We start from the raw sequence: 20319 nt of genomic DNA, 5'->3' as shown, positions 1-20319 counted from the left end.
GTAGCTTATGAATTTTAATTTAGACAGAGATTTAATTTTTTTTGATGTTGAAACTACGGGGTTGAATGTCATACGTGACAGAATTATTCAACTGGGGATGGTGAAGTACCCAAAAAATTCCGGAGCTCCTGAAGAGATGATGCTCATGATAAATCCAGGCATTCCAATTTCTGAAGAGGCCATGCGCATTCACGGGATTACACCTGCAGATCTCGCCAACAAGCCGGTTTTCGCCCAGGTTGCTAAAAAGATATTTGATTTTATTGGCGATGGAGATTTGGCAGGATACAACTCCAACCGTTTTGATGTTCCAATTCTCATGGAGGAATTAGCCAGGTGCGGCCTTGACCTTAAAATAGAAGAACGAAGATTAATTGACGTTCAGCGAATTTTCTACAGAATGGAGCCCAGAACTTTAAAAGCGGCCTACCAATTTTACTGTGGTAAAGAAATGCAAAATGCACATGATGCCATGGAGGATATCAGGGCAACCATTGAGGTTTTGAAAGGTCAATTGGATAGATACAAAGAGACAGATTTTATCGAAGAAGATGGCCAGACGATTTCCAGGCCAATAGTAAATGATATGCAGATCCTTCATGATTTCACCAACGATCTGAAGACCCTGGATGCCACCCAGAGATTAAAATACAACGAACAGGGAGAAGTGGTTTTCAATTTTGGGAAATATGTGGGCCAACCGGTGGCCAAAATACTATACGAGGACAGAAATTATTATCATTGGATACAGGAAAAGGAGTTTTCAGTACAGGTTAAGAAAATGTCTGCCAAACTACTGAAGGAGTATGAAAACAATTTAAAAAAGGGCTCTTAATCCAATGCAACCAATCGGCCTTTTAATGCGTTGAATAGGTACAAGAAAATTTATGGGTAAGTGGTTTTTAGTTTTGATATCTGTTGCAGTCTTTTTTAGTTCATGCAGTGAGAAAGAGGATAAACCGGTAGGCACCTTGGAATTAGTCATAAAGGGCCGGTTTGGACAAAATCCACTGGTGATGGGTCAGGAGTATGATTTTTTTGATGGTTCGAAAATTTACTTCACCAAATCTGAGTTTTTTCTCAGCAGGATTAAATTGAGGACAGCTACCGGAAAAATCGTACCCCTAAGTTCCAGTGTAAGGTTCGTGAACCTTCAGGATCATCATTTCACCTTGCAAAATGCAGAGAATGGCCTCAGTGTAATTTTTGATAAAATTGAGGTTGGCGAATATGACCGATTCAGTTTTGGAATTGGGGTTCCACCTGAATTGAATAACAAAACTCCAAGTGATTTTCCTACTTCAAGTCCATTGAGTGACGGAATTCATTATTGGTCGGGTTGGGATTCTTATATTTTTTCGAAAACAGAAGGAAGTATCAGTGATGGTACCAGGCAGGAATTGTTTGCTTATCACAGTGGATTTAATGATGCCTACGAAGAGAGTAACTTTAATAAGCAAATTATTATAGAGGAAGGCAAGACTACAAAGTTGATGATGGAATTTGATCACCGGGCTTTGTTTGGTGACCTTTCCAATTATATAAATATTTACAATGATCCGGTAATTCATGAAGGAAAGGATTTTATGGCTGTTTTTATGACCTATTTTAGATCGGCTTTAAAAATTTAAGAACCCTTATGCGGAGTTTAAGACCCTTAACGATTGGATTGTTTTTGAGTTTAGCTTCCTGTGAGAATGACAATTCCCCCGGTGCGGATGATTTAAGTTCGATTCCATACCAGCCAAAGTCTTATCCGCTTGTAGTTCCACGTAACCTGCCTCCTTTGCCGGACGTTCCTGACAACCCAATGAGCTATGATGGCGTGCAGTTGGGTCGGCACTTATTTTATGACCCAATCCTCTCTTCTGACTCCAGTCAGTCCTGTGCCAGCTGCCATAAGCCTGAGTTTGCTTTTACGGATGGATTGGCATTTAGTAAAGGAGTTACCGGTCAGTTTGGGAATCGAAGCTCCATGTCGCTTTTAAACATCGCATACTTCACCAAGGGTTATTTCTGGGATGGAAGGTCACCTACTTTAGAAACACAGGCATTGGAGCCGGTTGAAAATCCGATAGAGCTGCACGAAATGTGGCCCAATGTCGTCGAAAAGTTTAAAAAACATCCGACCTATCCTGCGATGTTCAGGAAGGCGTTTGGAATCAATTCAAAAACTGAGATTACCAAAGAGCTGGCCGCGAAAGCGATTGCCCAATTTGAGCGCATATTGCTTACAGGGGGAAACAGTCTTTATGTCAGACAATTGAATAAGGAAATATTTTTTGATGGCGACCAACAGGAAGGGATGGAAATGTATTTTAATTCTGACCCTTCATTACCTGACGCACAATGTGGTCATTGCCATGCTGCACCCACTTTTGCCTCCAGCGATTATTTTAACAATGGACTTGATAAGGCAGTATCCTTAGATGATTTCAAGGATAAAGGCAGGGGAGCTGTAACCGGTAATCCCCTGGATATGGGAAGATTCAAAGCTACCGGCCTGTTTAATTGGCATCTTACTGCACCCTATATGCACGATGGTCGTTTTAAAACCATCGAAGAGGTGATGGATCATTATGTAAATCATGTTCAATCAGCACCCAACCTCGATCCAAACGTTGCCAAGTTGGTCCTCACTACCCGACAAAAGAATAAGGTAATTGCTTTTTTAAAGACCCTGATTGACACTTCTTACCTTCAGAACCCGGATATTTTTAGTCCTTTTTAAGTTTTTTTTAAATTTTTTTGGGCCAAAAGTCATTGTAAATTTAATTTAATATTGACTTTTAAAAGCTAATTTTTTAATTTGTAAAAATTAAAAAACTAATAATCAATAATTTAGACATTATTAAAGTTAAATATATAATATATTAATATATGACAGAGCCTATTTTTTGTACTTGTGGGCGGATATAAATCGTGCGATCATTGTACTGTGATTGTTTAACAAAGGGAAGAAATACAATCAAATGCTGGTAAAAGTATCAGCGACCGTAAATTCGGATATGTTCATGGGATTAAAATTTGTTAATAGGAAGCCATCCTAAAATGGGTGGCTTCTATTAACAAATTGACCAGACCCGGACATCAAAACTTGATTTCAATTCATGAGAGATAAGAGTAAGCTAGTTTGGATATGTTCATGGGATTATAATAGCCAGTTGTTGCCTTCAACTGGCTATTTCCTTTAATAAGAAACAATTTTTTTTCTCGGATAAATCTATTTCAAAACGAAAAACAGAAAGTCCTGCCGGAAGAGGCGGGACTTTTTTTTTGTATTATACCCAAAATTGTCATTAGAATTCTATTACAAGCCAAAATAGCTTTAAATGCAAGCCTCTTCTCGAAATTCGTGCTCAATGAAATATGATTTCACCTCCATGCGAATTTCTTGCGAGGAGTCTTGCCTGTGTTGCTCTTTTGCCTTTCACTACGAACTCTAATGACAATTTTGGGCTAAACTGTTTTGAAATACCAATGGAGTGGCTCTCATTTCGAAAAGTTACCCAGCATCAAGACCATTCAAGACCTGTCTGTGGTCAGTATAAATAGGGGTAAAGAGATATTCTTAGCAACAACCTGAAGAAGGGGTGCAACAACCGGTGGCGGGCACCAGATTTTTCAAATCCTTGTATATTTTTTCAGGGGAAGGCAGACATAAGTCCAGGGCCAGACACTGGGTACGCTTTGAGGTTAATGTTAAGAAATTTCCATCTTGTTTTAATCCGTATCTACCAATGGTATCTGTCTGATATTCCACTTCCACTTCCAGATCTTCTCCTCCAAATAAGAGTTCTGCTTTCTGTAATATTCCGGATAGTTTTGCGGGAGTTAACCTGTGGTCTTTATCTGATGCCACCCAGACTTGCATACTGATGTTTTTTTCCAATCTTTCGGTACCTCCACAATCCACAAAATGCTTGGTGGTAAGACCAGCCTCTGTAATGTGAAAATGAGCGGGAACACTTTGTCCATCTGCCTGTATCAAATGAAGTTCTGAGGAGTTTTCCAGAAATGATTTTAATGCTGAAAGTTTCATGTTATTTATTTTATGGTTTAAATATTAAAGAATGATAGCCATGCGCGCCGATTAAGTGTTTTTGTCCGTATTCTCTATAAATTGAATGACGGCGGTTTTGATTTGATCTCTGATTTTTCGGGTGAAATCCAACCTTTCTTCTTCACTACCTTGAAAGGAAGAAGGGTCTTCCAAACTCCAATGCAAACGTTCATGTTGACCGGGAAATACCGGGCAGCGGGCAGCATTTCCCTCATCACATACGGCTATCACACAATCGTAATGCCTGCCTTCTTTATGAAGATCAAAGACACTTTTGGCCTTGTAATGCGAAATGTCAATCCCTATTTCTGCCATCGCTTGAACAGCCAACGGATTTAAATTGCCGGCTTCAATCCCTCCACTTTCTGCCAGAAAATGATCGGATCCATATTCATTTAAAAAAGCTTCTGCCATCTGACTTCGGGCAGAGTTGTGAATGCATAAGAATAAAACTCTTTTTCGGTTCATCATTTAATTAAAATTGCATCGTTATTTTACGATTATTAGATTACTTTGCTAACAACAATTTCCCGGGGTGCACCCGGATTCTATAAAACGCCCCAAATGTTTCTTCATTTCGTTCCAGTTGACAGGATCTAAACAATAACAGACTTTGGTGCCTTCGATTTCTCCTTTGATGATTCCTGCATTTTTAAGTTCTTTCAAGTGCTGAGATACGGTGCTCTGAGCGATCGGAAGCTCCTCCACCAGATCTCCGCAGACACAACTGTTTCTTTTCAACAGAATTTGGAGAATGGCTACCCGGGCAGGATGTGCCAACGCCTTGGCAAAATCTGCAATCCTGTTGTCTCTCAGACTGAATTCTTCACTTTTGTTGGTCTTCATATATTGATTATGATCGTAAAATTACGATTAATAATCTGAATGCAAAGCACCTTAACATTTATTTAATGAAGATGGTAGGTCAAATTTCAATGAAATGGGCTGATTGAGGGATTTTAATGATACAGCCTTTTTTGAGCTCAAGCTACTTTAACTGCCAGGGAATGCATTTGACTCAGCGGACGCTTAGTTGAAGATGAATGTTAAAATAAAGATTGAGTTAAAGTCACCTGGAATTCTTGTTCCAAATCTTCCAACTCATGTCTGCCTGTAAATAAAGCATTTCCAAACCATTCTTGACACTTGCTCCAGACAGTTTACCTCTCTTCAGAAATTCAGTTTCCAGGGGATTGTAGATGAGGTCGTAAAGAAGACAGTTAGCATTGAGGCGATGATACGGAATCGCCGGACATAGATCTGATGCAGGATACATTCCTACCGGACTGGTGTTGATCACCAAATTCCAGGAATCATCCCAATTCAGATCCAACTCTTCATAGCTCAATCCATTTCCTGAAGAGGAGACCAAATTATAAGTAAGACCTAACTTTTTAAGTGCCCACGTGACGGCTTTCGAAGCACCTCCGGTACCCAGAATAAGCACACCAGTAATGGTTCGGGTACCGATAAATTCGGTCAGGGTTTGCAAAAATGCCGGGCCATCTGTGTTGTAACCCACCCACTGATGGTTCTCGTTATAAAGGCAATTAACGGCACCAATTTCCAAAGCTTCAGGGCTGATAAGGTCAATAAACTCAAGTATTACTTGTTTATAGGGAATGGTTACATTCAATCCGGTAATTTGATTGTTTTCACTTAAAAAAGCTTGCAGGCTGTCTTTGTTTTCAAGAGGGTATATCTCATAGGCGAGGTCTTTCAAGCCGGCTGCAGCCCACTTTTTTTCGAAGTAGCCCTTTGAAAACGAATGACCTAAATTCTTGCCGATCAAGCCAAATCTGCGCATATGTTGTTTTGTCGTGGGTAAAATTAGACTTTTACAGGATAAGCTGTCATTGAAAACAATTATTGGCTTTGTTCGTTGAATTCAGTAACTTTTCATTGAATCTATAAAAATTACTACGAAAACATTCGTACATTATAAAAAAGATTAATTTTGTAAAAGATTAGCCCCATTTGAAGGATTTGTACTTTTATGTTAAATTTTTCAAAAATTAGATTTTTGTAATAATCTTATGTTCAGATGGATTGTTAAGACTACGGTAAAGAAAAAATGAAAGAAGAAATGAAGTATAGAAGACCTTGGTACATTTTATTGCCATTGCTAATGGTGATGGCCTATTTTACGACTCAATGTAAGAGTTCCTCGAGACCCCTCAGCAAAGAAGAACTGATTCTCCAGATGATATACAAGCAGAGCCAGACCTATCATTACAATCCGCCTTTGATCAATGATGATTTTTCCAAAAAGGCTTATGATCAGTATTTGGACAATATGGACTCAGGTAAAAGGTTTTTGACCAAAGCAGATTTGAAAGCAATGGAATCTTACCGATTAATGTTGGATGACCAATTCAAAGAAGGCAAACTTGATTTTTTTGAAAAATCAAATGAGATCATAAACGCTGCAGTAGCGAAGACTGAATTATACTACAAGGAATTTATTGAGAAAGAATTCAATCTTGACCATGAGGAAATGATTGAATTGGATCCTGATAAAAGGACCTGGCCTGAGAATGACAAAGAACTAAAAGAATACTGGAGGAAGTCCATGAAATATGATTTTATCTCCAAGTATTATGACGATCTGGCCGCACTTGAAAAAGAGAAAAAAACGAGACCAAAAGATTCAATGTTTTACGACATAAAAAAGGAGATCAGGGAAAATATGGACAACTGGTATAAGCGGTTAGATGCGATTACCAGATCAGATCGATTTGAGTTGTACGTCAACAGTTTGATTCACATTTATGATCCTCATACAGATTTTCTCAACCCAAAAGAAAAAGAAGATTTTAACATCACCATGTCCGGTAAACTTGAAGGCATAGGTGCGAGGTTGCAGGCAGATCATGAATATACCAAAGTAACTTCCATAGTTCCTGGAGGACCTGCCTGGAAGCAAAAGGAACTGGAAGCAAATGACATCATTACCGGAGTGCAACAAGAAGGTAAGGATATTGTAGACATCAAAGGAATGTTAATTGACGATGTCGTTAAGATGATACGAGGTAAAAAAGGAACCAAGGTTACACTAAAAGTTAAAAAACCGGATGGTAGTCTGAAGGACATCACCATTGTAAGGGATGAAGTTATTATGGACGAGGGATTTGCACGATCAGCTTTGGTAGGTGTGGATTCCATACTCAAAAATGTAGGATACATCAAGTTGCCAAAATTTTATGCGGATTTTGAAAATCCAAATGGTGCAAGTTGTGCAAAAGATGTACAGAAAGAGCTTAGAAAATTAAGAGGTGCGGGAGCGCAGAGTTTGATTCTTGATTTAAGAAATAATGGAGGCGGATCTTTGCAGGAAGTAGTTGAAATGGCAGGTTTGTTTTTCAAGGATGGTCCGGTAGTTCAGGTGAGAGATCGTGAAAGAATAAGTCCTTATGCCGACTCTGATCCGGGCGTAGATTTTGATGGTCCGGTAGCGGTACTGGTCAATAGTAACTCAGCATCTGCTTCTGAAATTTTGGCAGCCTGCTTACAAGATTACAAACGTGCGGTAATTATAGGAGGCGAACCAACTTTTGGGAAAGGATCTGTTCAGAGATTTATAAATTTTGATCGCATGCCCGGTAACGATGAATTCAAGCCTTTGGGAGAAATGAAAATCACCATCCAAAAGTATTACCGCGTAAACGGAGGTTCTGTCCAGTTGAAGGGTGTTGAACCGGATATTTTGATTCCCGATGCCTATTCCTATATTGAGAACGGTGAAAAGGAGTACGAAAATCCAATGCCTTATGATGTCATAAGGAGTTTAAATCCAGAGCAAGAGGTATTCAGAATTTCGAATATTGATGAATTGAAAGAGAAGAGCAAGGAAAGAGTGAAAAGTAATCAGGATCTAAGTTTGATAGATGAGCAAGCCCGTAAATTCAAAGAGATGAGAGATAAGACAACCTATCCGCTCAATTTTACAAAATTCAAAAAGGAAATGGATCTACGAAAGGAAGAATCCAAAAAATATGAACAAATAGGTAAAAATCCAATACAAGGACTCAAAGCAGACAATTTAAAAGAAGATCTCAGTTACATCAACATGGATTCTTCCAGAGTGGGTAGAAATGAAGACTTTCTTAAAAGTATTACGAAGGACTTGTACATCATGGAATCCATTAATGTACTGAACGATATCAGAAAATAAAGATTCAATTCCAAAATCAGTAAATGAGAAGGTCGTACAAACTCATGATGTACGGCCTTTTTTATTAAGCTCTTTTTTCCAAAAGAAGGACTTTTTGTCAGGCTGAGGGGATACAGGTATTTTGAGAAAAAATATTTTAAAATATTGTCTGTCATGGTTTTAGATAATTTATTTACTTTTTAACAAAAAGAAACCTGACAAAAGTCATCGATGGCACAATGCTTGACCTTGATAATAGTGAATCTTTATATTTCGTTAGAAAATTTGCAGTCACCTATTTAATTTTAAGAGATGAGTTTTGAACCAAGGTTATTTAGTGCCGGATTACCGGACGATCCGGAGATGTTGCCGTTTGTGGCTGTAGCAGAAGATGAAGAGCCATCCAAGGATGAAGATTTCGGTCAGGTTTTGCCTGTCATGCCTTTAAAGAACACCATTTTGTTTCCGGGTGTAATAATTCCGATTACAGTAGGAAGAGACAAATCCATGCGCGCCATTACCAAGTCGCATGAAAATAATAAGTTTATTGCCGTGCTTACCCAGAAGGACAGTGCTACGGAGGATCCAAAATTTAAGGATTTATATACCACCGGAACCATAGCCCGCATTGTCAAACTGCTTAAAATGCCTGATGGAAGTCAGACGGTTATTTTGCAAGGAAGAAAAAGGTTTGTTGCAGAGGAAGTTTTAAAAGAAGATCCCTATCTGGAAGCGAGAATTAGTTTACGCAATTATGTCTTGCCTGAAAAGAAAATGGAATACAATGCCATGATTAAATCAATTCAGGAGCAGTCAAGAAAAATTGTAGAGTTGTCACCCCAGATACCCAATGAAGCGCAAGTGCTTTTACATAATATTGAGAATGACAGATTTCTTTTAAATTTTATTAGTTCAAATTTAAATATAGGCATTGAAGATAAGCAGGCTTTGCTCGAGAATGATAACCTTTTTACAAAAGCAGAAACACTGCTCATTTATTTGAATCAGGAATTGAAATTGCTGGAAGTAAAAGATCAAATCGAATCAAAGGTGAGAGTTGATTTGGAAAAACAGCAAAGAGATTATTTCCTCAATCAACAACTTAAAACCATCCAGGAAGAACTTGGGCAAGATCCACAGGAACAGGATATAGAAGAGCTTCAGGAAAAAGCGAGCAAAAAGAAATGGACAAAGCCTGTCAAAGATCATTTTGATAAAGAGCTTAACAAATTGCAACGCATGAATCCACAGGTTGCGGAATATTCCGTTCAGATGAATTATCTGGAAATGATGGTGGATTTGCCTTGGAATGAGTACACAAAAGATCAATATGAATTGAATAAGATCAGGAAAGTTCTTGATAAGGATCACCATGGGCTTGAAAAAGTAAAAGAAAGAATCATTGAACATCTCGCGGTGCTTAAATTGAAAGGAGACATGAAGGCACCAATCTTGTGTCTGGTGGGCCCTCCGGGAGTAGGAAAAACTTCCCTGGGTAAATCCATTGCAAAAGCTCTGAATAGAAAATTTGTAAGGATGTCTTTAGGTGGTCTTCATGACGAATCAGAAATCCGCGGACATCGTAAAACTTATATAGGCGCAATGCCCGGAAGGATTATCCAGGCCATTAGAAAATCAAAGTCTTCCAATCCTGTTTTCATTTTGGATGAGATCGATAAAATGGGAAAAGATTTCAGAGGTGACCCATCGTCTGCATTGTTGGAAGTTCTGGATCCGGAGCAAAATTCTACCTTCCATGACAATTACGTGGAGATGGAATATGATTTATCCAAAGTATTGTTTATCGCCACCGCAAATTCATTAAGTGGAATCCAACCTGCTTTATTGGACAGAATGGAAATGATAGAAATTCAGGGATACTCAATGGAAGAAAAATTGGACATTGCCGTAAAACACCTTATTCCAAATTTGCTCGAAGAGCATGGGCTTAAAGCAAAGCAAGTAAAAATCAGCAGCAAGCTTATTGAAAAAGTAATTGAAGATTACACACGAGAATCCGGAGTCAGGTCTCTGGGCAGACAACTGTCTTCTGTCATGAGAAAAGCAGCTCTGAAAGTAGCCATGGAAAAAGCCAAACAAGTGAATTTTGGTGTCGAAGATGTGAAAGAAATTTTAGGTGTTGCAAAATACAACAATGACCAGTATCAGGAAAATCTACCTCCTGGTGTGGCAATCGGATTGGCATGGACCAGAGTGGGTGGGGACATACTTTATATTGAAACTACCATTTCAAAAGGAAAAGGTAAAATGATACTTACCGGAAACCTTGGGGATGTGATGAAGGAGTCAGCAACGACCGCCATCAGTTTTATCAAATCACACAGCAGCGAACTCAATATTGATCCTGATTATTTTGAAAATAATGACATCCACATCCATGTACCGGAAGGGGCCATTCCAAAGGATGGACCGTCTGCAGGAATTACCATGTTGAGTGCGGTGGCTTCTTCAATAATTGGCAAGCCAATTAAACCTTACCTCGCGATGACCGGTGAAATCACCTTGCGTGGCAGAGTGTTACCTGTAGGAGGAATAAAAGAAAAAGTACTGGCTGCCAAGCGCGCAGGTCTAAAAACCATCATGCTTTGCATTGAGAATAAAAATCACATTGATGAAATTCAAGCGGATCATTTAAAAGGATTGGAATTTCATTATGTAAGAGACATGCATGAAGTGTTAAGCTATGCGCTGGGAGTTTCTAAGTTTTAATCAGGTCCCTCTGCTCTCGCAAGTCTAAGACTTGTGTGGACGAACTCTGCTCGCTCCCTGCTTGTGCAAGTCTGAGACCTGTGTGTATGTATAAATAGTTTCTAATTATTAGATGTAATTCAGATATCATTCTGAATACGCATGTTTAGTTTTAGTATCTCAAAGGAAATTATCAAGGTTTATGAAGCATGATACATTGTATGTATCAGGGGGCTTTCATCCATGTGAAGGGAATGATGTGCTAATCCCATCATGGGATATAGTATAACAACTTGGGCACAAGTCGCAGACTTGCGCCAACAGAAGATTTTGAGAATGCATTGGGTTCAATTATTGTTATACATAGGTTCATTAGAATAACCAGGGCACAAGTCGGAGACTTGCGCCAACAGAAGAAGGTAATGATGTGCTAATCCCATCATGGGATATAGTATAACAACTTGGGCACAAGTCGGAGACTTGCGCCAACAGAAGATTTTGGGAATGCATGAGATTCAAATATTGTAATACTTAGGTTCTAACTTGGGCACAAGTCGGAGACTTGCGCCAACATATGAGACTTGCGCCAACATAGGCAATGGAGTGTTTACTTTGAGCAAACATTAGATTTACATAAAATAGTAGTAAATGGATGGCAATTCTTTTCAACTTGTAATTCTAAATTAATATCTAAGAGAAAAAGTATAAACTATTTAGGATGTTTTTTATAACTGTTTTTGATACTATCAACTTCATGTTGATCCGGTGATTTGTGCTTTGGCGCCTCTTCTACTTTCTTATTAGAAACACCACTTGCGGTCTTTTTTTTGGTCCATTGACATGAATGATTTAACATGCCAACCAATAAAATACTAAAATATAATAATCTTCTTTTCATCTTTGAATTTTTTATTGCCTACAACTTCCAATAAATAATTTCCAGCGGTCAAATTGGATTTACTAAAACTTAAATTATGAGTTCCTGAAACTAAAAAATCATTGTAAAATTCTTTTACAATTTTTCCTTGATTGTCCAAGAGTCTAATTGATATTTGTTGTGCGGCATCTAAATTGAAACTATAATTAAAACTATTGTTAACTGGGTTTGGAAAAACAGTTGAATTTAATTCTTTGTGTGTATCATTTTCGGTTGCACTAACAATGGTATAAATTTCAGCTATAGCACTTCGGTAAGTGTCGTAACGACTTTCACTCGGCACATCACTTCCATAAGATCCATTGATCCAAATTCTTGGGTAGGTAGAATTAGTATATTGCCTACAAGAGCCGATGTAATCACCCCATCGCTCGGTGGTTCCATTTAATAGATCAACATAAGATTCACCAGAATTGACTAAAACGGAAGAAGACCAATCCATATTCTGATCACAAAAGACAACCCTAAATTGTGGATAAATATCATCTCCACTTCGCAAAAAACCAATCATTACGGATAAGTCATTTTTATTCTTGGCATAACAGGTAAGGGAAGGATACGCATAGTCAAAACTTCCTTGTAAACCAAAGGTGCTGGACTGTGCTTTTAAAGTTTCAACTGTAATTCTATGATAATTAATATATCCCCATCCGTTTCCTTCATTGGTATTGTGAGTGACGTGTACAATTCCATTTAGATAAAAAGCACCTAATATCCTGCTGTCTCCAGAATCCAATACATCATTGCTTCCAAGTTGTCCGGCATTGCCTCCAGGGGCATAAGCGGGTACCGTGATGGTATAACTGGATAGATTTGGGTTACCAGTAGTCGCATCATCAATATACCACAGACGTAATTTATCAGATCCACCAGATTTTGCATTTACGAGATAAATTCCCGGACCGTAATTGCCTTTTAATCCATAGGAAACAGGGTAAAGCGAAAACGCATTGATAGGTGTATTGCTTAATCCGGAGTAATAATAATATTTCATGGTACCTCTGTTATATATAGATGTTTTGTCAATCTGATAAATGATGCTTTCATTTGAAACGCCATCGTCGCTAAAAAGATTGCCGGTAAGTACAATATCGTTGGTTGATTGACCCAAACCCGGATAATCAAACCAGGAATTACTATTGGTTGGATCCCCATCAAGGGTATAATAATACCAACCATCATTTCGTGGGTTATCAGAATAAGAAATTGCCAATAATACTTTTGAAACATTTGCTTTGCTACCATGAAGTACAACTAAAATAAATCGATTTTTATCAGAGTCGAAGATTACTTTAGGGTCATACAGTTTACTGGTTATATCATTTCCTGTAAAAAAATCAAACCAATACTTGCCTGCGAAATATGTGCCAGTAGAGCTATAATATTCAATTCCATCATTGTTAACGGCAACAATATTTCCACTGGTAGAGATAGCCAATGAATTATCCGGAGGTGTGCCGTGAAGCATCCAGGGACCTTCAAATTTTCTTGAAATTACAGGATCTGGTGTTAAGAATGCCGGTTCCTCAGCTGGTCCATTATAAGTTTGTTTTTTAGTTTGATTCCATTGTTCTTTAATGGCTTTAACATCCGGACTCTCGTGTTCGGTTACATTAAAACGTGTATTAATTTTAAACCTCCAATCACCTTCCGGTTTGTTGTTTGCATCGTGTGCAACAAATTCTTTTTTACTTGAATTCCTTTGCCCTGTTGGTTCAGATGGAGCAGTTGGTGTAATAATCAATTCCTGACTATTGACTATTAAATTATAAAAGCAAAATAATGCCAGAGTTAAATAATATTTCATTCGTTGAAATTTTATAAAATTAATTTATTAGATTTATTAAAATACCAGGCAAACCAAAAAAGGGAACTTAATGCCCAACCTAAAAGTTGGTCAATCATTTCAGTTTTAATATAATGCCATAGAAAAGAATACCAATTCATATAATCCTTTATACCTTGAAATAGTCCAATCAGAGTAAAGCAGCTGGAAACTGCAAATCGTATAGAATATTTTTCATATGCATCAAAATATAAAACAAAAGCAACCAAAATTCCGGAAAGCTGCTCATACGGTAAACCGTGGGGTAAATAAGACACTGACATACCGTCCATTTGTTGATGATAAAAGATCATGGCCCTGGGCTTACCCAATTTTTCTGTCATAAGTTCTTCTTCTTTTTCTTTTTCTTTCGTTGGAATATTTGGGTTGGAACGAGGGATTATATAGAGTTCGTCTCCGGTTAAATTTTGGTTTAATACATCCAATATGACCTTGCTGTTGGAGGTGTATTGACTGAAGTCATTGCGAAAACCACCCATCCACATGATGGATTGAAGGGCAAAATAGATAAAGCCAGCTACTATGCTGCCAATGACTATTTTTTTCATCTGTTTGAATTTTCGATTAAAAATAATAAATTCTAGCTGAAACTTAAAATACTTCTAATAGGATGTACAAAAAGTATCTATTAAATATTCTTATAGAATGCTTAAAACATGGCTGAATGCAACAGTTAAGGGCGACATTTTTCAAAAATACTTCATATGGGGTTTTAAATCCTAATTATTTTCTCAATATTGATTTATTTAAATTCTAAAAATGACAGATAATCTGCCAGTCATCTTATTATAAATAAACTTGGTAAAAAACAAATTGGGATAAATCATTAGAATTAATGCTTTCTTTTTGCTGTACTAAACTAAATCGCAAATTTAAACCGGGACTTTTAACTCGCTCCCTGCTCTCGCAAGTCTGTAACTTGTGAGGATGTATAAATAGTTTCTAATTATTGGATGTAATTCAGATATCATTCTGAAAACGCATGTTTAGTTTTTGTATCTCGAAGGAAATTATCAAGGTTTATGAAGCCTGATAAATTATATGTATCAGGGGTCTTTCATCCATGTGAAGGTAATGATGCGCTAATCCCATCATGGGATATAGTATAACAACTTGGGCACAAGTCGGAGACTTGCGCCAACAGAAGATTTTGGGAATGCATTGGGTTCAATTATTGTTATACATAGGTTCATTAGAATAACCAGGGCACAAGTCGGAGACTTGCGCCAACAGAAGAAGGTAATGATGTGCTAATCCCTTCATGGGATATGGTATAACAACTAGGGCACAAGTCGGAGACTTGCGCCAACAGAAGGAAGCTCGAAATAACCAAGGTTGTTTGATGCTTCCTAGCGTCAAACATTACGGTGATTAAAAGTAGTACCCAACAAAGTCTACGTAAATTTCAAGCTGGGAAGCTCGAAATAACCGGGTTGTTTGATGCTTCCTAGCGTCAAACATTACAGTGATTAAAAGTAGTACCCAACAAAGTCTACGTAAATTTCAAGCTTGGAAGCTCGAAATAACCAAGGTTGTTTGATGCTTCCTAGCGTCAAACATTACGGTGATTAAAAGTAGTACCCAACAAAGTCTACGTAAATTTCAAGCTTGGAAGCTCGAAATAACCAAGGTTGTTTGATGCTTCCTAGCGTCAAACATTACGGTGATTAAAAGTAGTACCCAACAAAGTCTACGTAAATTTCAAGCTGGGAGGCTCGAAATAACCATGGTTGTTTGATGCTTCCTAGCGTCAAACATTACGGTGATTAAAAGTAGTACCCAACAAAGTCTACGTAAATTTCAAGCTGGGAGGCTCGAAATAACCATGGTTGTTTGAAGCTTCCTAGCGTCAAACATTACGGTGATTAAAAGTAGTGCCCAACAAAGTCTACGTAAATTTCAAGCTAGGAAGCTCGAAATAACCAGGGTTGTCCTAAATGTTCGTCGCAGTTGTAGACAATGTTTGGGGAAATTAGAGAATTAGAGATAACTGAACGATCTCTGCTTCAGCAGAGTATCGTGCGACAGCACGATAAGTGAAGGCACCGCGAAAGCGGCTAGTAAGAGAATTTGAGAATGAGAGAATTTGAGAATGAGAAAATTAGAGAATTGTTACATGGTTGTTTGAAGCTTCCCAGCGTCAAGCATTACGGTGATTAAAAGTAGTACCCAACAAAGTCTACGTAAATTTCAAGCTGAGAGGCTCGAAATAACCATGGTTGTTTGAAGCTTCCCAGCGTCAAACATTACGGTAATTTAAAGCAGTACCAATTAAAATGCACGTAATTCTTCCCAAGCCTAAACATTAATTAATTCTTCCGAATTTATAAATCAGACTTGCCCTCAATTGGGTCTGTGTGATGATGTTAACCGGAGCATTGTTTGATGGTGTTTGACCGGTGGTGCTTTCTAATAAGTCAGCATGGCTCTTTGAAAATGAAACTGGAAACGATACTCCGGTATTTATTGAAAAGTTTTTGTAAACCGGAGCAGTCAAACCAATTTGCATCAGGAAATTAACCTTACTTTGTTTTCTTACAAACAAGCTGTTGTTTTTAATTTGTACCAGTTCAGTTTTACTTCCGTTGAATACTGTTTTCGCCAGTGGTAAAATCATGTTGAATCCGATTTCAGAAGTCCATTTTTTATACCAGTTATAGCTCAGTTGAATGGGTAAATGAATGTGATAAAGTTGTTCCCTGTAATCAGTGGTTGAAAGCAATTCAGTAAGGTTGTCATTATTTGGAGAAGAAGTGTTTGACTTACTGTCTAAATTAAATAATATGTTACTTAAGCTGTCACGATTGTCCAAAAGTGCAGTGAACTCTGAGGTGTTCATCAGCAAGAAATCGCCGGTTTGGTATTCTAAAAACGGACTAATTTTTACAGAAAATGAACTATTAATTTTCCTTTCTAAAATGGATCCAAAATGAACGGAATAAGCACGTGAATCGGGGTTGTATTGAAAACCTGTGAGAAGCCCAAATTCAAAATTTGTTTTTTGTGTAGATTTGGTAAAACGAGGGTTTATTTTATTTTCCAAATAAATATTTGTTGCATCCAAAGGTAGAAGGCAGATTTTAGATTTCAGCAAATTCAAATTTGGAATATTTGAATGAATTTTGGTTTCTGTTGGAAGTGGATATATATCCTTGAATTTGGTTTTGTTTTGGTATTCGGAGGCTAACGATTCATTATGGGTAAGTGGAATATTTTTAATTTCCTTATTCGATTCATTAAATGAATTTCCATTTTGTTTATTTTGAATCTCTACTATTGATTTTTTCTTGACTTGACTTAATTGCTGTGTTTTGATTTCTACATTGGATGATTCGTTTAAATTATGGGCATCTGTAATTTGGTTATGCTCTTGTGATGGTGTAATGTGGTGAATGGATTTTGCAGGATTAGATTTGGATAGACTTGAGAATAAATGTGGCAATAAGAAAGCACTTCCCAAGGCTCCAAGAAATAGAAAGTACCAAAGGATAAACCTTCTGTTTTTCTTGACCGGCATATGTACATCCAGAGACTTTTGCATGGATAGCCAGCCTTCATCTTCGAGTTGTTTATATTTTGAATGATTTTTCATAATAGTTTTCGATTAAGGTTTGTAACTGCTTTCGGGCAGAAGAAATATGCCATTTTGAGGTGCCTACACTGATGTTGAGTTTTTTAGAAATTTCGAGATGAGAATATCCATTTGCAAAAAGCATGAAGGCATTGGCGGAAGCAGGTGGCAGAGTTTCGATCAATTCCAAAATTTCAGTGTGGAACATTTTTTCCAGTGTGTAGTCATGACTTTGTTGTTCACTGTCTGTGATCGACTCCAGACTATGCAGTTCATCTTTTTTAGTCAGCTCACGCATGCACACATGGTAGATCAGTTTTCTGATCCAGGACTCCAGTGTGCCTTCAAATCTATAAAGCTGAATTTTCTGAAAGACTCTGAGAAAACCAATGTTGAGAATTTCTTTAGCCCGGTCATCATCCTGTGTGTAATACCTGCACATGTTGTACATGCTTGTGAAATAAGTTCTGTACAGGATTTCCTGAGACTTGCGATCATTGTTGATGCATCCTGATACTAAAACTTTTTCATTGGGTTCTGAATTCATTTTGCAGATCGGTCAAATGTTAATTCCCAGCCTAAATATAAGTCTTTTGTAATTCAATTTATATTCATCCTTTTCAGCGCCTATCCATAAATTTCTTTGTGTAAAGAAAGCTTGCTGAGTTTGCATACCAAAGTCAACATGGAAATCTGTATATTTCGATATTTTATACCTCCATCCAAGCGCTGGATGAATCATTAATCCACCATGTCCTGACCAATCACCGCTTTGATTGTTCGGGATGTATGCGAAGCCATAACCTGAACGAAGGTTTACATATAAATGGGGTAATTTAACTGTGGGTGAATATTGAATTTCTATTCCAAGTGGAATGATTTGGTGGGGTGCAATTAAATTATATTTTTCCAGACCCGAAGTAATTCCAACTGACCAGTTTCGGGTCAATACATACCCTGTCGAAAAATGTAAAACAGTCCCAATGAAATTATCATTCACATTTTGATTAAAATTGATTCCAAAATTTAGTTTACAATAATATCCTTTTCTGCTGAATTGCATGACCCCTGGATTGGTTTCCTTGTGGACAATTCTTTTTATTAAATTTCTTGGGATGGGTATTTTTGCGGCATTTGCCAAAATTATCTCTACCGTATCTTTACTCCAGGAGCTGATTTCACCAATTAATATCGAACCATCCACATAATATATTTTGCTGTATGAAGTTAGGGTCTGTGCCTTTGTATTCAAGGTTAACAGCAAATAAAAAGTGAAATAGAGTAACCGGTACATCTTTTTTAGTTTCTTAGTTGAATTAAGGTGACGTCAATTTTGTCAAGATATGATTTTACAATTGCATCTGTATCCGGTGACCATTTATCTATATTCCAGGAGTAGTTTATTCCTTCTTTCACTATTTCCAAATAATATCCACCCTGATCGGCGCAATCAGGACATCCAATGACTGGCTCTTTGATATTAAAAAGACTTGTCGGAAAATCCTTGAATAAATCGCGAGCCAGATTTTCCTTTATTTCTGGGAGTGGATGATGGGAGAAATTTATCTTCTTATTATTAAAATAGTCTTCAACATCCGGTAAAAGTGTATGGTCGGTGAGCTTATAAAAAGTACAGCAATCACCTATACATTCTCCGAAATATCTACCAAAAATGAACAATTGTTCTTCGGGTTCAATTTTACAACATCCTGCCAACCAGATGGAATTGCTTATAAATATCCAGGCAATTAATTTATTTAAACGGAGCATTGCAATTTTATTTTAATGGATAGAAAGAATGGTACTTAGCAAGAGTGGGTTTTCGGGGAAGGAAATATCGTATTGAAAAATTCCCTTACTACTGACCAGAATGAGTGTCTTTTCTTCAGGATTGATGATGAGATCGTAAGGACTGCTGTGATTTATTTGTTTTATTAAAATGATGTCTTGCCATTTTTCAACATTGAATATTTTCAAGGCCTCATCACAGACAAATAAGTATTTTTCGTATACTGATAGGCCAAGAGGTCTTACCAATGGATAGGTCTTCAAAAGTTTAGGCACATAAATATTGCTCACATCAATAATGTCCAATTGATTCGAATAACCTCCGCACTCTGTTCCCCCATGAAGGGTCACATAAGCAAGATTTTCCTGAACGACTACCGGATCGCAGGACCGCCAATGTTCCAGACTTCCTGCTAATTTAGGTGAGGCCGGATTTGTCAATTCAAAAATGAACATTCCATTGGCTGACCCAATAAATAATTTATCTTGGTATGGATAGATGGTTTCAATATTCCAGCCAATTTGATTTTTATTGAGTAGAGTAGGGCAGGGAGCTTGAATATTAAAGCTATACAATTGTGACTGATCAACTGTATAAAGAAAATCGGACCAAATGGTAAATCTGGCCATTGAACCACCAATTCCAATTGCAGCATTTCCTCCGTTGCTTCCGTTTGCGGTTTTGTCTGCACTGAAAAAAACATCACCTTCAAAAAAGTTGATTCTATTGAAGTTAGTTGCATTGCAATCTAGGGTGATTGTTTCCTGCGTTGGCGTATAATCTACCAAAAGTCCTCTTGCAGGATCATTAAATATGGGCGCAAAGACATTTTCCAATCTGCACACCAGGATTGGATTTTGTGGAGATTGAATATTTATTGCAAGTAAATCTATATAGCTGTCTGCATATAGAATATTTTCCCTGACAGCCAGGTCAACATTTCCCGGAATTGAAATAAAATTAATTTTTGCAGGATGGGATGGATTTGAATTATCGAAAATATGTATTCCTACTTTTGGCTCATTTATTAAGAGGATTTGATCATAAACGTATATTTTTCCGGGTGTTTCCAGTTCTCTGCTTGCATTGAGTTCAAGTCCTTCGATAATTTGCTTATGGGTTTTGTATACAGGGTCATATCGGTAGAACGTGCGTGTTTGCTGACAATCGTCGTTAAAACAGGAAGACAGACCCAGGATTAATCCCAGGAAAAGTGCGAAAGGCAGAATTTTGAAGATTTTCATAACTGAT

The 20319-nt window shown here is 37.5% G+C and carries 17 protein-coding genes; 5 read left to right on the top strand and 12 right to left on the bottom strand.

Annotation, left to right across the window (positions count from 1 at the left end; all coding sequences use genetic code 11):
* The first annotated feature begins 7 nt into the window (after positions 1-7).
* Genes IPJ53_16375 through IPJ53_16365 form a run of 3 tightly spaced genes read left to right on the top strand, consistent with a single transcriptional unit; the run spans position 8 to position 2731 of the window.
* Entirely contained in the window at positions 8-835 is an 828-nt protein-coding gene (locus IPJ53_16375) for a 3'-5' exonuclease (GenBank protein ID MBK7800677.1), read from the top strand.
* Positions 836-887: 52 nt separating this feature from the next.
* Positions 888-1631 carry a hypothetical protein gene (locus tag IPJ53_16370; protein MBK7800676.1) on the top strand — a complete coding sequence of 248 codons (744 nt, stop codon included), beginning with the start codon at positions 888-890 and terminating at the stop codon, positions 1629-1631.
* 8 nt (positions 1632-1639) lie between these two features.
* Entirely contained in the window at positions 1640-2731 is a 1092-nt protein-coding gene (locus tag IPJ53_16365; protein ID MBK7800675.1) for a cytochrome C peroxidase, read from the top strand.
* A gap of 840 nt (positions 2732-3571) precedes the next feature.
* On the opposite strand, the gene IPJ53_16360 is transcribed toward IPJ53_16365, so the two are convergent.
* The 4 genes from IPJ53_16360 to IPJ53_16345 all read right to left on the bottom strand — a co-directional run bounded on the left by IPJ53_16360 (position 3572) and on the right by IPJ53_16345 (position 5870).
* Complete coding sequence (locus tag IPJ53_16360) at positions 3572-4042, bottom strand: hypothetical protein (GenBank protein MBK7800674.1); 471 nt, start codon at positions 4040-4042, stop codon at positions 3572-3574.
* 51 nt (positions 4043-4093) lie between these two features.
* Positions 4094-4534, bottom strand: coding sequence for an arsenate reductase ArsC (locus IPJ53_16355; protein ID MBK7800673.1), 441 nt, complete (start codon positions 4532-4534; stop codon positions 4094-4096).
* A 45-nt stretch (positions 4535-4579) separates the two neighbouring features.
* Entirely contained in the window at positions 4580-4909 is a 330-nt protein-coding gene (locus tag IPJ53_16350; GenBank protein MBK7800672.1) for a winged helix-turn-helix transcriptional regulator, read from the bottom strand.
* A gap of 223 nt (positions 4910-5132) precedes the next feature.
* On the bottom strand, positions 5133-5870 hold the full coding sequence (locus tag IPJ53_16345) for a shikimate dehydrogenase (GenBank protein ID MBK7800671.1): 738 nt from the start codon (positions 5868-5870) through the stop codon (positions 5133-5135).
* 279 nt (positions 5871-6149) lie between these two features.
* Between IPJ53_16345 and IPJ53_16340 the strand changes: the two genes are divergently transcribed.
* Together IPJ53_16340 and lon are read left to right on the top strand one after the other, a co-directional pair.
* The gene (locus IPJ53_16340; GenBank protein MBK7800670.1) at positions 6150-8237 is read left to right on the top strand and encodes a carboxy terminal-processing peptidase; all 2088 of its coding nucleotides are present in this window, start codon (positions 6150-6152) and stop codon (positions 8235-8237) included.
* A gap of 291 nt (positions 8238-8528) precedes the next feature.
* Positions 8529-10946 (top strand): endopeptidase La, encoded by a 2418-nt coding sequence (gene lon, locus IPJ53_16335; protein MBK7800669.1) that lies wholly within the window; start codon positions 8529-8531, stop codon positions 10944-10946.
* A gap of 688 nt (positions 10947-11634) precedes the next feature.
* On the opposite strand, the gene IPJ53_16330 is transcribed toward lon, so the two are convergent.
* The 8 genes from IPJ53_16330 to IPJ53_16295 all read right to left on the bottom strand — a co-directional run bounded on the left by IPJ53_16330 (position 11635) and on the right by IPJ53_16295 (position 20312).
* Positions 11635-11823, bottom strand: a complete 189-nt coding sequence (locus IPJ53_16330) for a hypothetical protein (protein MBK7800668.1) — start codon at positions 11821-11823, stop codon at positions 11635-11637.
* Positions 11798-13669 (bottom strand): T9SS type A sorting domain-containing protein, encoded by a 1872-nt coding sequence (locus IPJ53_16325; protein MBK7800667.1) that lies wholly within the window; start codon positions 13667-13669, stop codon positions 11798-11800. Before IPJ53_16325 ends, IPJ53_16330 begins: the two co-directional genes overlap by 26 nt.
* Before the next feature lie 11 nt (positions 13670-13680).
* Entirely contained in the window at positions 13681-14256 is a 576-nt protein-coding gene (locus IPJ53_16320; protein ID MBK7800666.1) for a hypothetical protein, read from the bottom strand.
* Between the two features lie 1757 nt (positions 14257-16013).
* On the bottom strand, positions 16014-17300 hold the full coding sequence (locus IPJ53_16315) for a hypothetical protein (protein ID MBK7800665.1): 1287 nt from the start codon (positions 17298-17300) through the stop codon (positions 16014-16016).
* Positions 17278-17826 carry a sigma-70 family RNA polymerase sigma factor gene (locus IPJ53_16310; GenBank protein ID MBK7800664.1) on the bottom strand — a complete coding sequence of 183 codons (549 nt, stop codon included), beginning with the start codon at positions 17824-17826 and terminating at the stop codon, positions 17278-17280. Before IPJ53_16310 ends, IPJ53_16315 begins: the two co-directional genes overlap by 23 nt.
* Before the next feature lie 12 nt (positions 17827-17838).
* Positions 17839-18531 carry a hypothetical protein gene (locus tag IPJ53_16305; protein ID MBK7800663.1) on the bottom strand — a complete coding sequence of 231 codons (693 nt, stop codon included), beginning with the start codon at positions 18529-18531 and terminating at the stop codon, positions 17839-17841.
* A gap of 47 nt (positions 18532-18578) precedes the next feature.
* Entirely contained in the window at positions 18579-19049 is a 471-nt protein-coding gene (locus tag IPJ53_16300; GenBank protein ID MBK7800662.1) for a hypothetical protein, read from the bottom strand.
* 12 nt (positions 19050-19061) lie between these two features.
* The gene (locus tag IPJ53_16295; protein MBK7800661.1) at positions 19062-20312 is read right to left on the bottom strand and encodes a hypothetical protein; all 1251 of its coding nucleotides are present in this window, start codon (positions 20310-20312) and stop codon (positions 19062-19064) included.
* Positions 20313-20319 lie beyond the last annotated feature (7 nt).

The organism is Candidatus Vicinibacter affinis, from assembly GCA_016714365.1.
GTDB classification, from domain to species: domain Bacteria; phylum Bacteroidota; class Bacteroidia; order Chitinophagales; family Saprospiraceae; genus Vicinibacter; species Vicinibacter affinis.
Note: the sequence above shows the minus strand (reverse complement) of the source record. Positions and strands in the feature narration are given on the sequence as shown.

Excerpts from the sequence above, each read along its gene's own strand:
- IPJ53_16375 (MBK7800677.1), top strand. The coding sequence starts at position 8 with ATGAATTTTAATTTAGACAGAGATTTAATTTTTTTTGATGTTGAAACT.
- IPJ53_16370 (MBK7800676.1), top strand. The coding sequence starts at position 888 with ATGGGTAAGTGGTTTTTAGTTTTGATATCTGTTGCAGTCTTTTTTAGT.
- IPJ53_16365 (MBK7800675.1), top strand. The coding sequence starts at position 1,640 with ATGCGGAGTTTAAGACCCTTAACGATTGGATTGTTTTTGAGTTTAGCT.
- IPJ53_16360 (MBK7800674.1), bottom strand. The coding sequence starts at position 4,042 with ATGAAACTTTCAGCATTAAAATCATTTCTGGAAAACTCCTCAGAACTT.
- IPJ53_16355 (MBK7800673.1), bottom strand. The coding sequence starts at position 4,534 with ATGATGAACCGAAAAAGAGTTTTATTCTTATGCATTCACAACTCTGCC.
- IPJ53_16350 (MBK7800672.1), bottom strand. The coding sequence starts at position 4,909 with ATGAAGACCAACAAAAGTGAAGAATTCAGTCTGAGAGACAACAGGATT.
- IPJ53_16345 (MBK7800671.1), bottom strand. The coding sequence starts at position 5,870 with ATGCGCAGATTTGGCTTGATCGGCAAGAATTTAGGTCATTCGTTTTCA.
- IPJ53_16340 (MBK7800670.1), top strand. The coding sequence starts at position 6,150 with ATGAAGTATAGAAGACCTTGGTACATTTTATTGCCATTGCTAATGGTG.
- lon (MBK7800669.1), top strand. The coding sequence starts at position 8,529 with ATGAGTTTTGAACCAAGGTTATTTAGTGCCGGATTACCGGACGATCCG.
- IPJ53_16330 (MBK7800668.1), bottom strand. The coding sequence starts at position 11,823 with ATGAAAAGAAGATTATTATATTTTAGTATTTTATTGGTTGGCATGTTA.
- IPJ53_16325 (MBK7800667.1), bottom strand. The coding sequence starts at position 13,669 with ATGAAATATTATTTAACTCTGGCATTATTTTGCTTTTATAATTTAATA.
- IPJ53_16320 (MBK7800666.1), bottom strand. The coding sequence starts at position 14,256 with ATGAAAAAAATAGTCATTGGCAGCATAGTAGCTGGCTTTATCTATTTT.
- IPJ53_16315 (MBK7800665.1), bottom strand. The coding sequence starts at position 17,300 with ATGAAAAATCATTCAAAATATAAACAACTCGAAGATGAAGGCTGGCTA.
- IPJ53_16310 (MBK7800664.1), bottom strand. The coding sequence starts at position 17,826 with ATGAATTCAGAACCCAATGAAAAAGTTTTAGTATCAGGATGCATCAAC.
- IPJ53_16300 (MBK7800662.1), bottom strand. The coding sequence starts at position 19,049 with ATGCTCCGTTTAAATAAATTAATTGCCTGGATATTTATAAGCAATTCC.
- IPJ53_16295 (MBK7800661.1), bottom strand. The coding sequence starts at position 20,312 with ATGAAAATCTTCAAAATTCTGCCTTTCGCACTTTTCCTGGGATTAATC.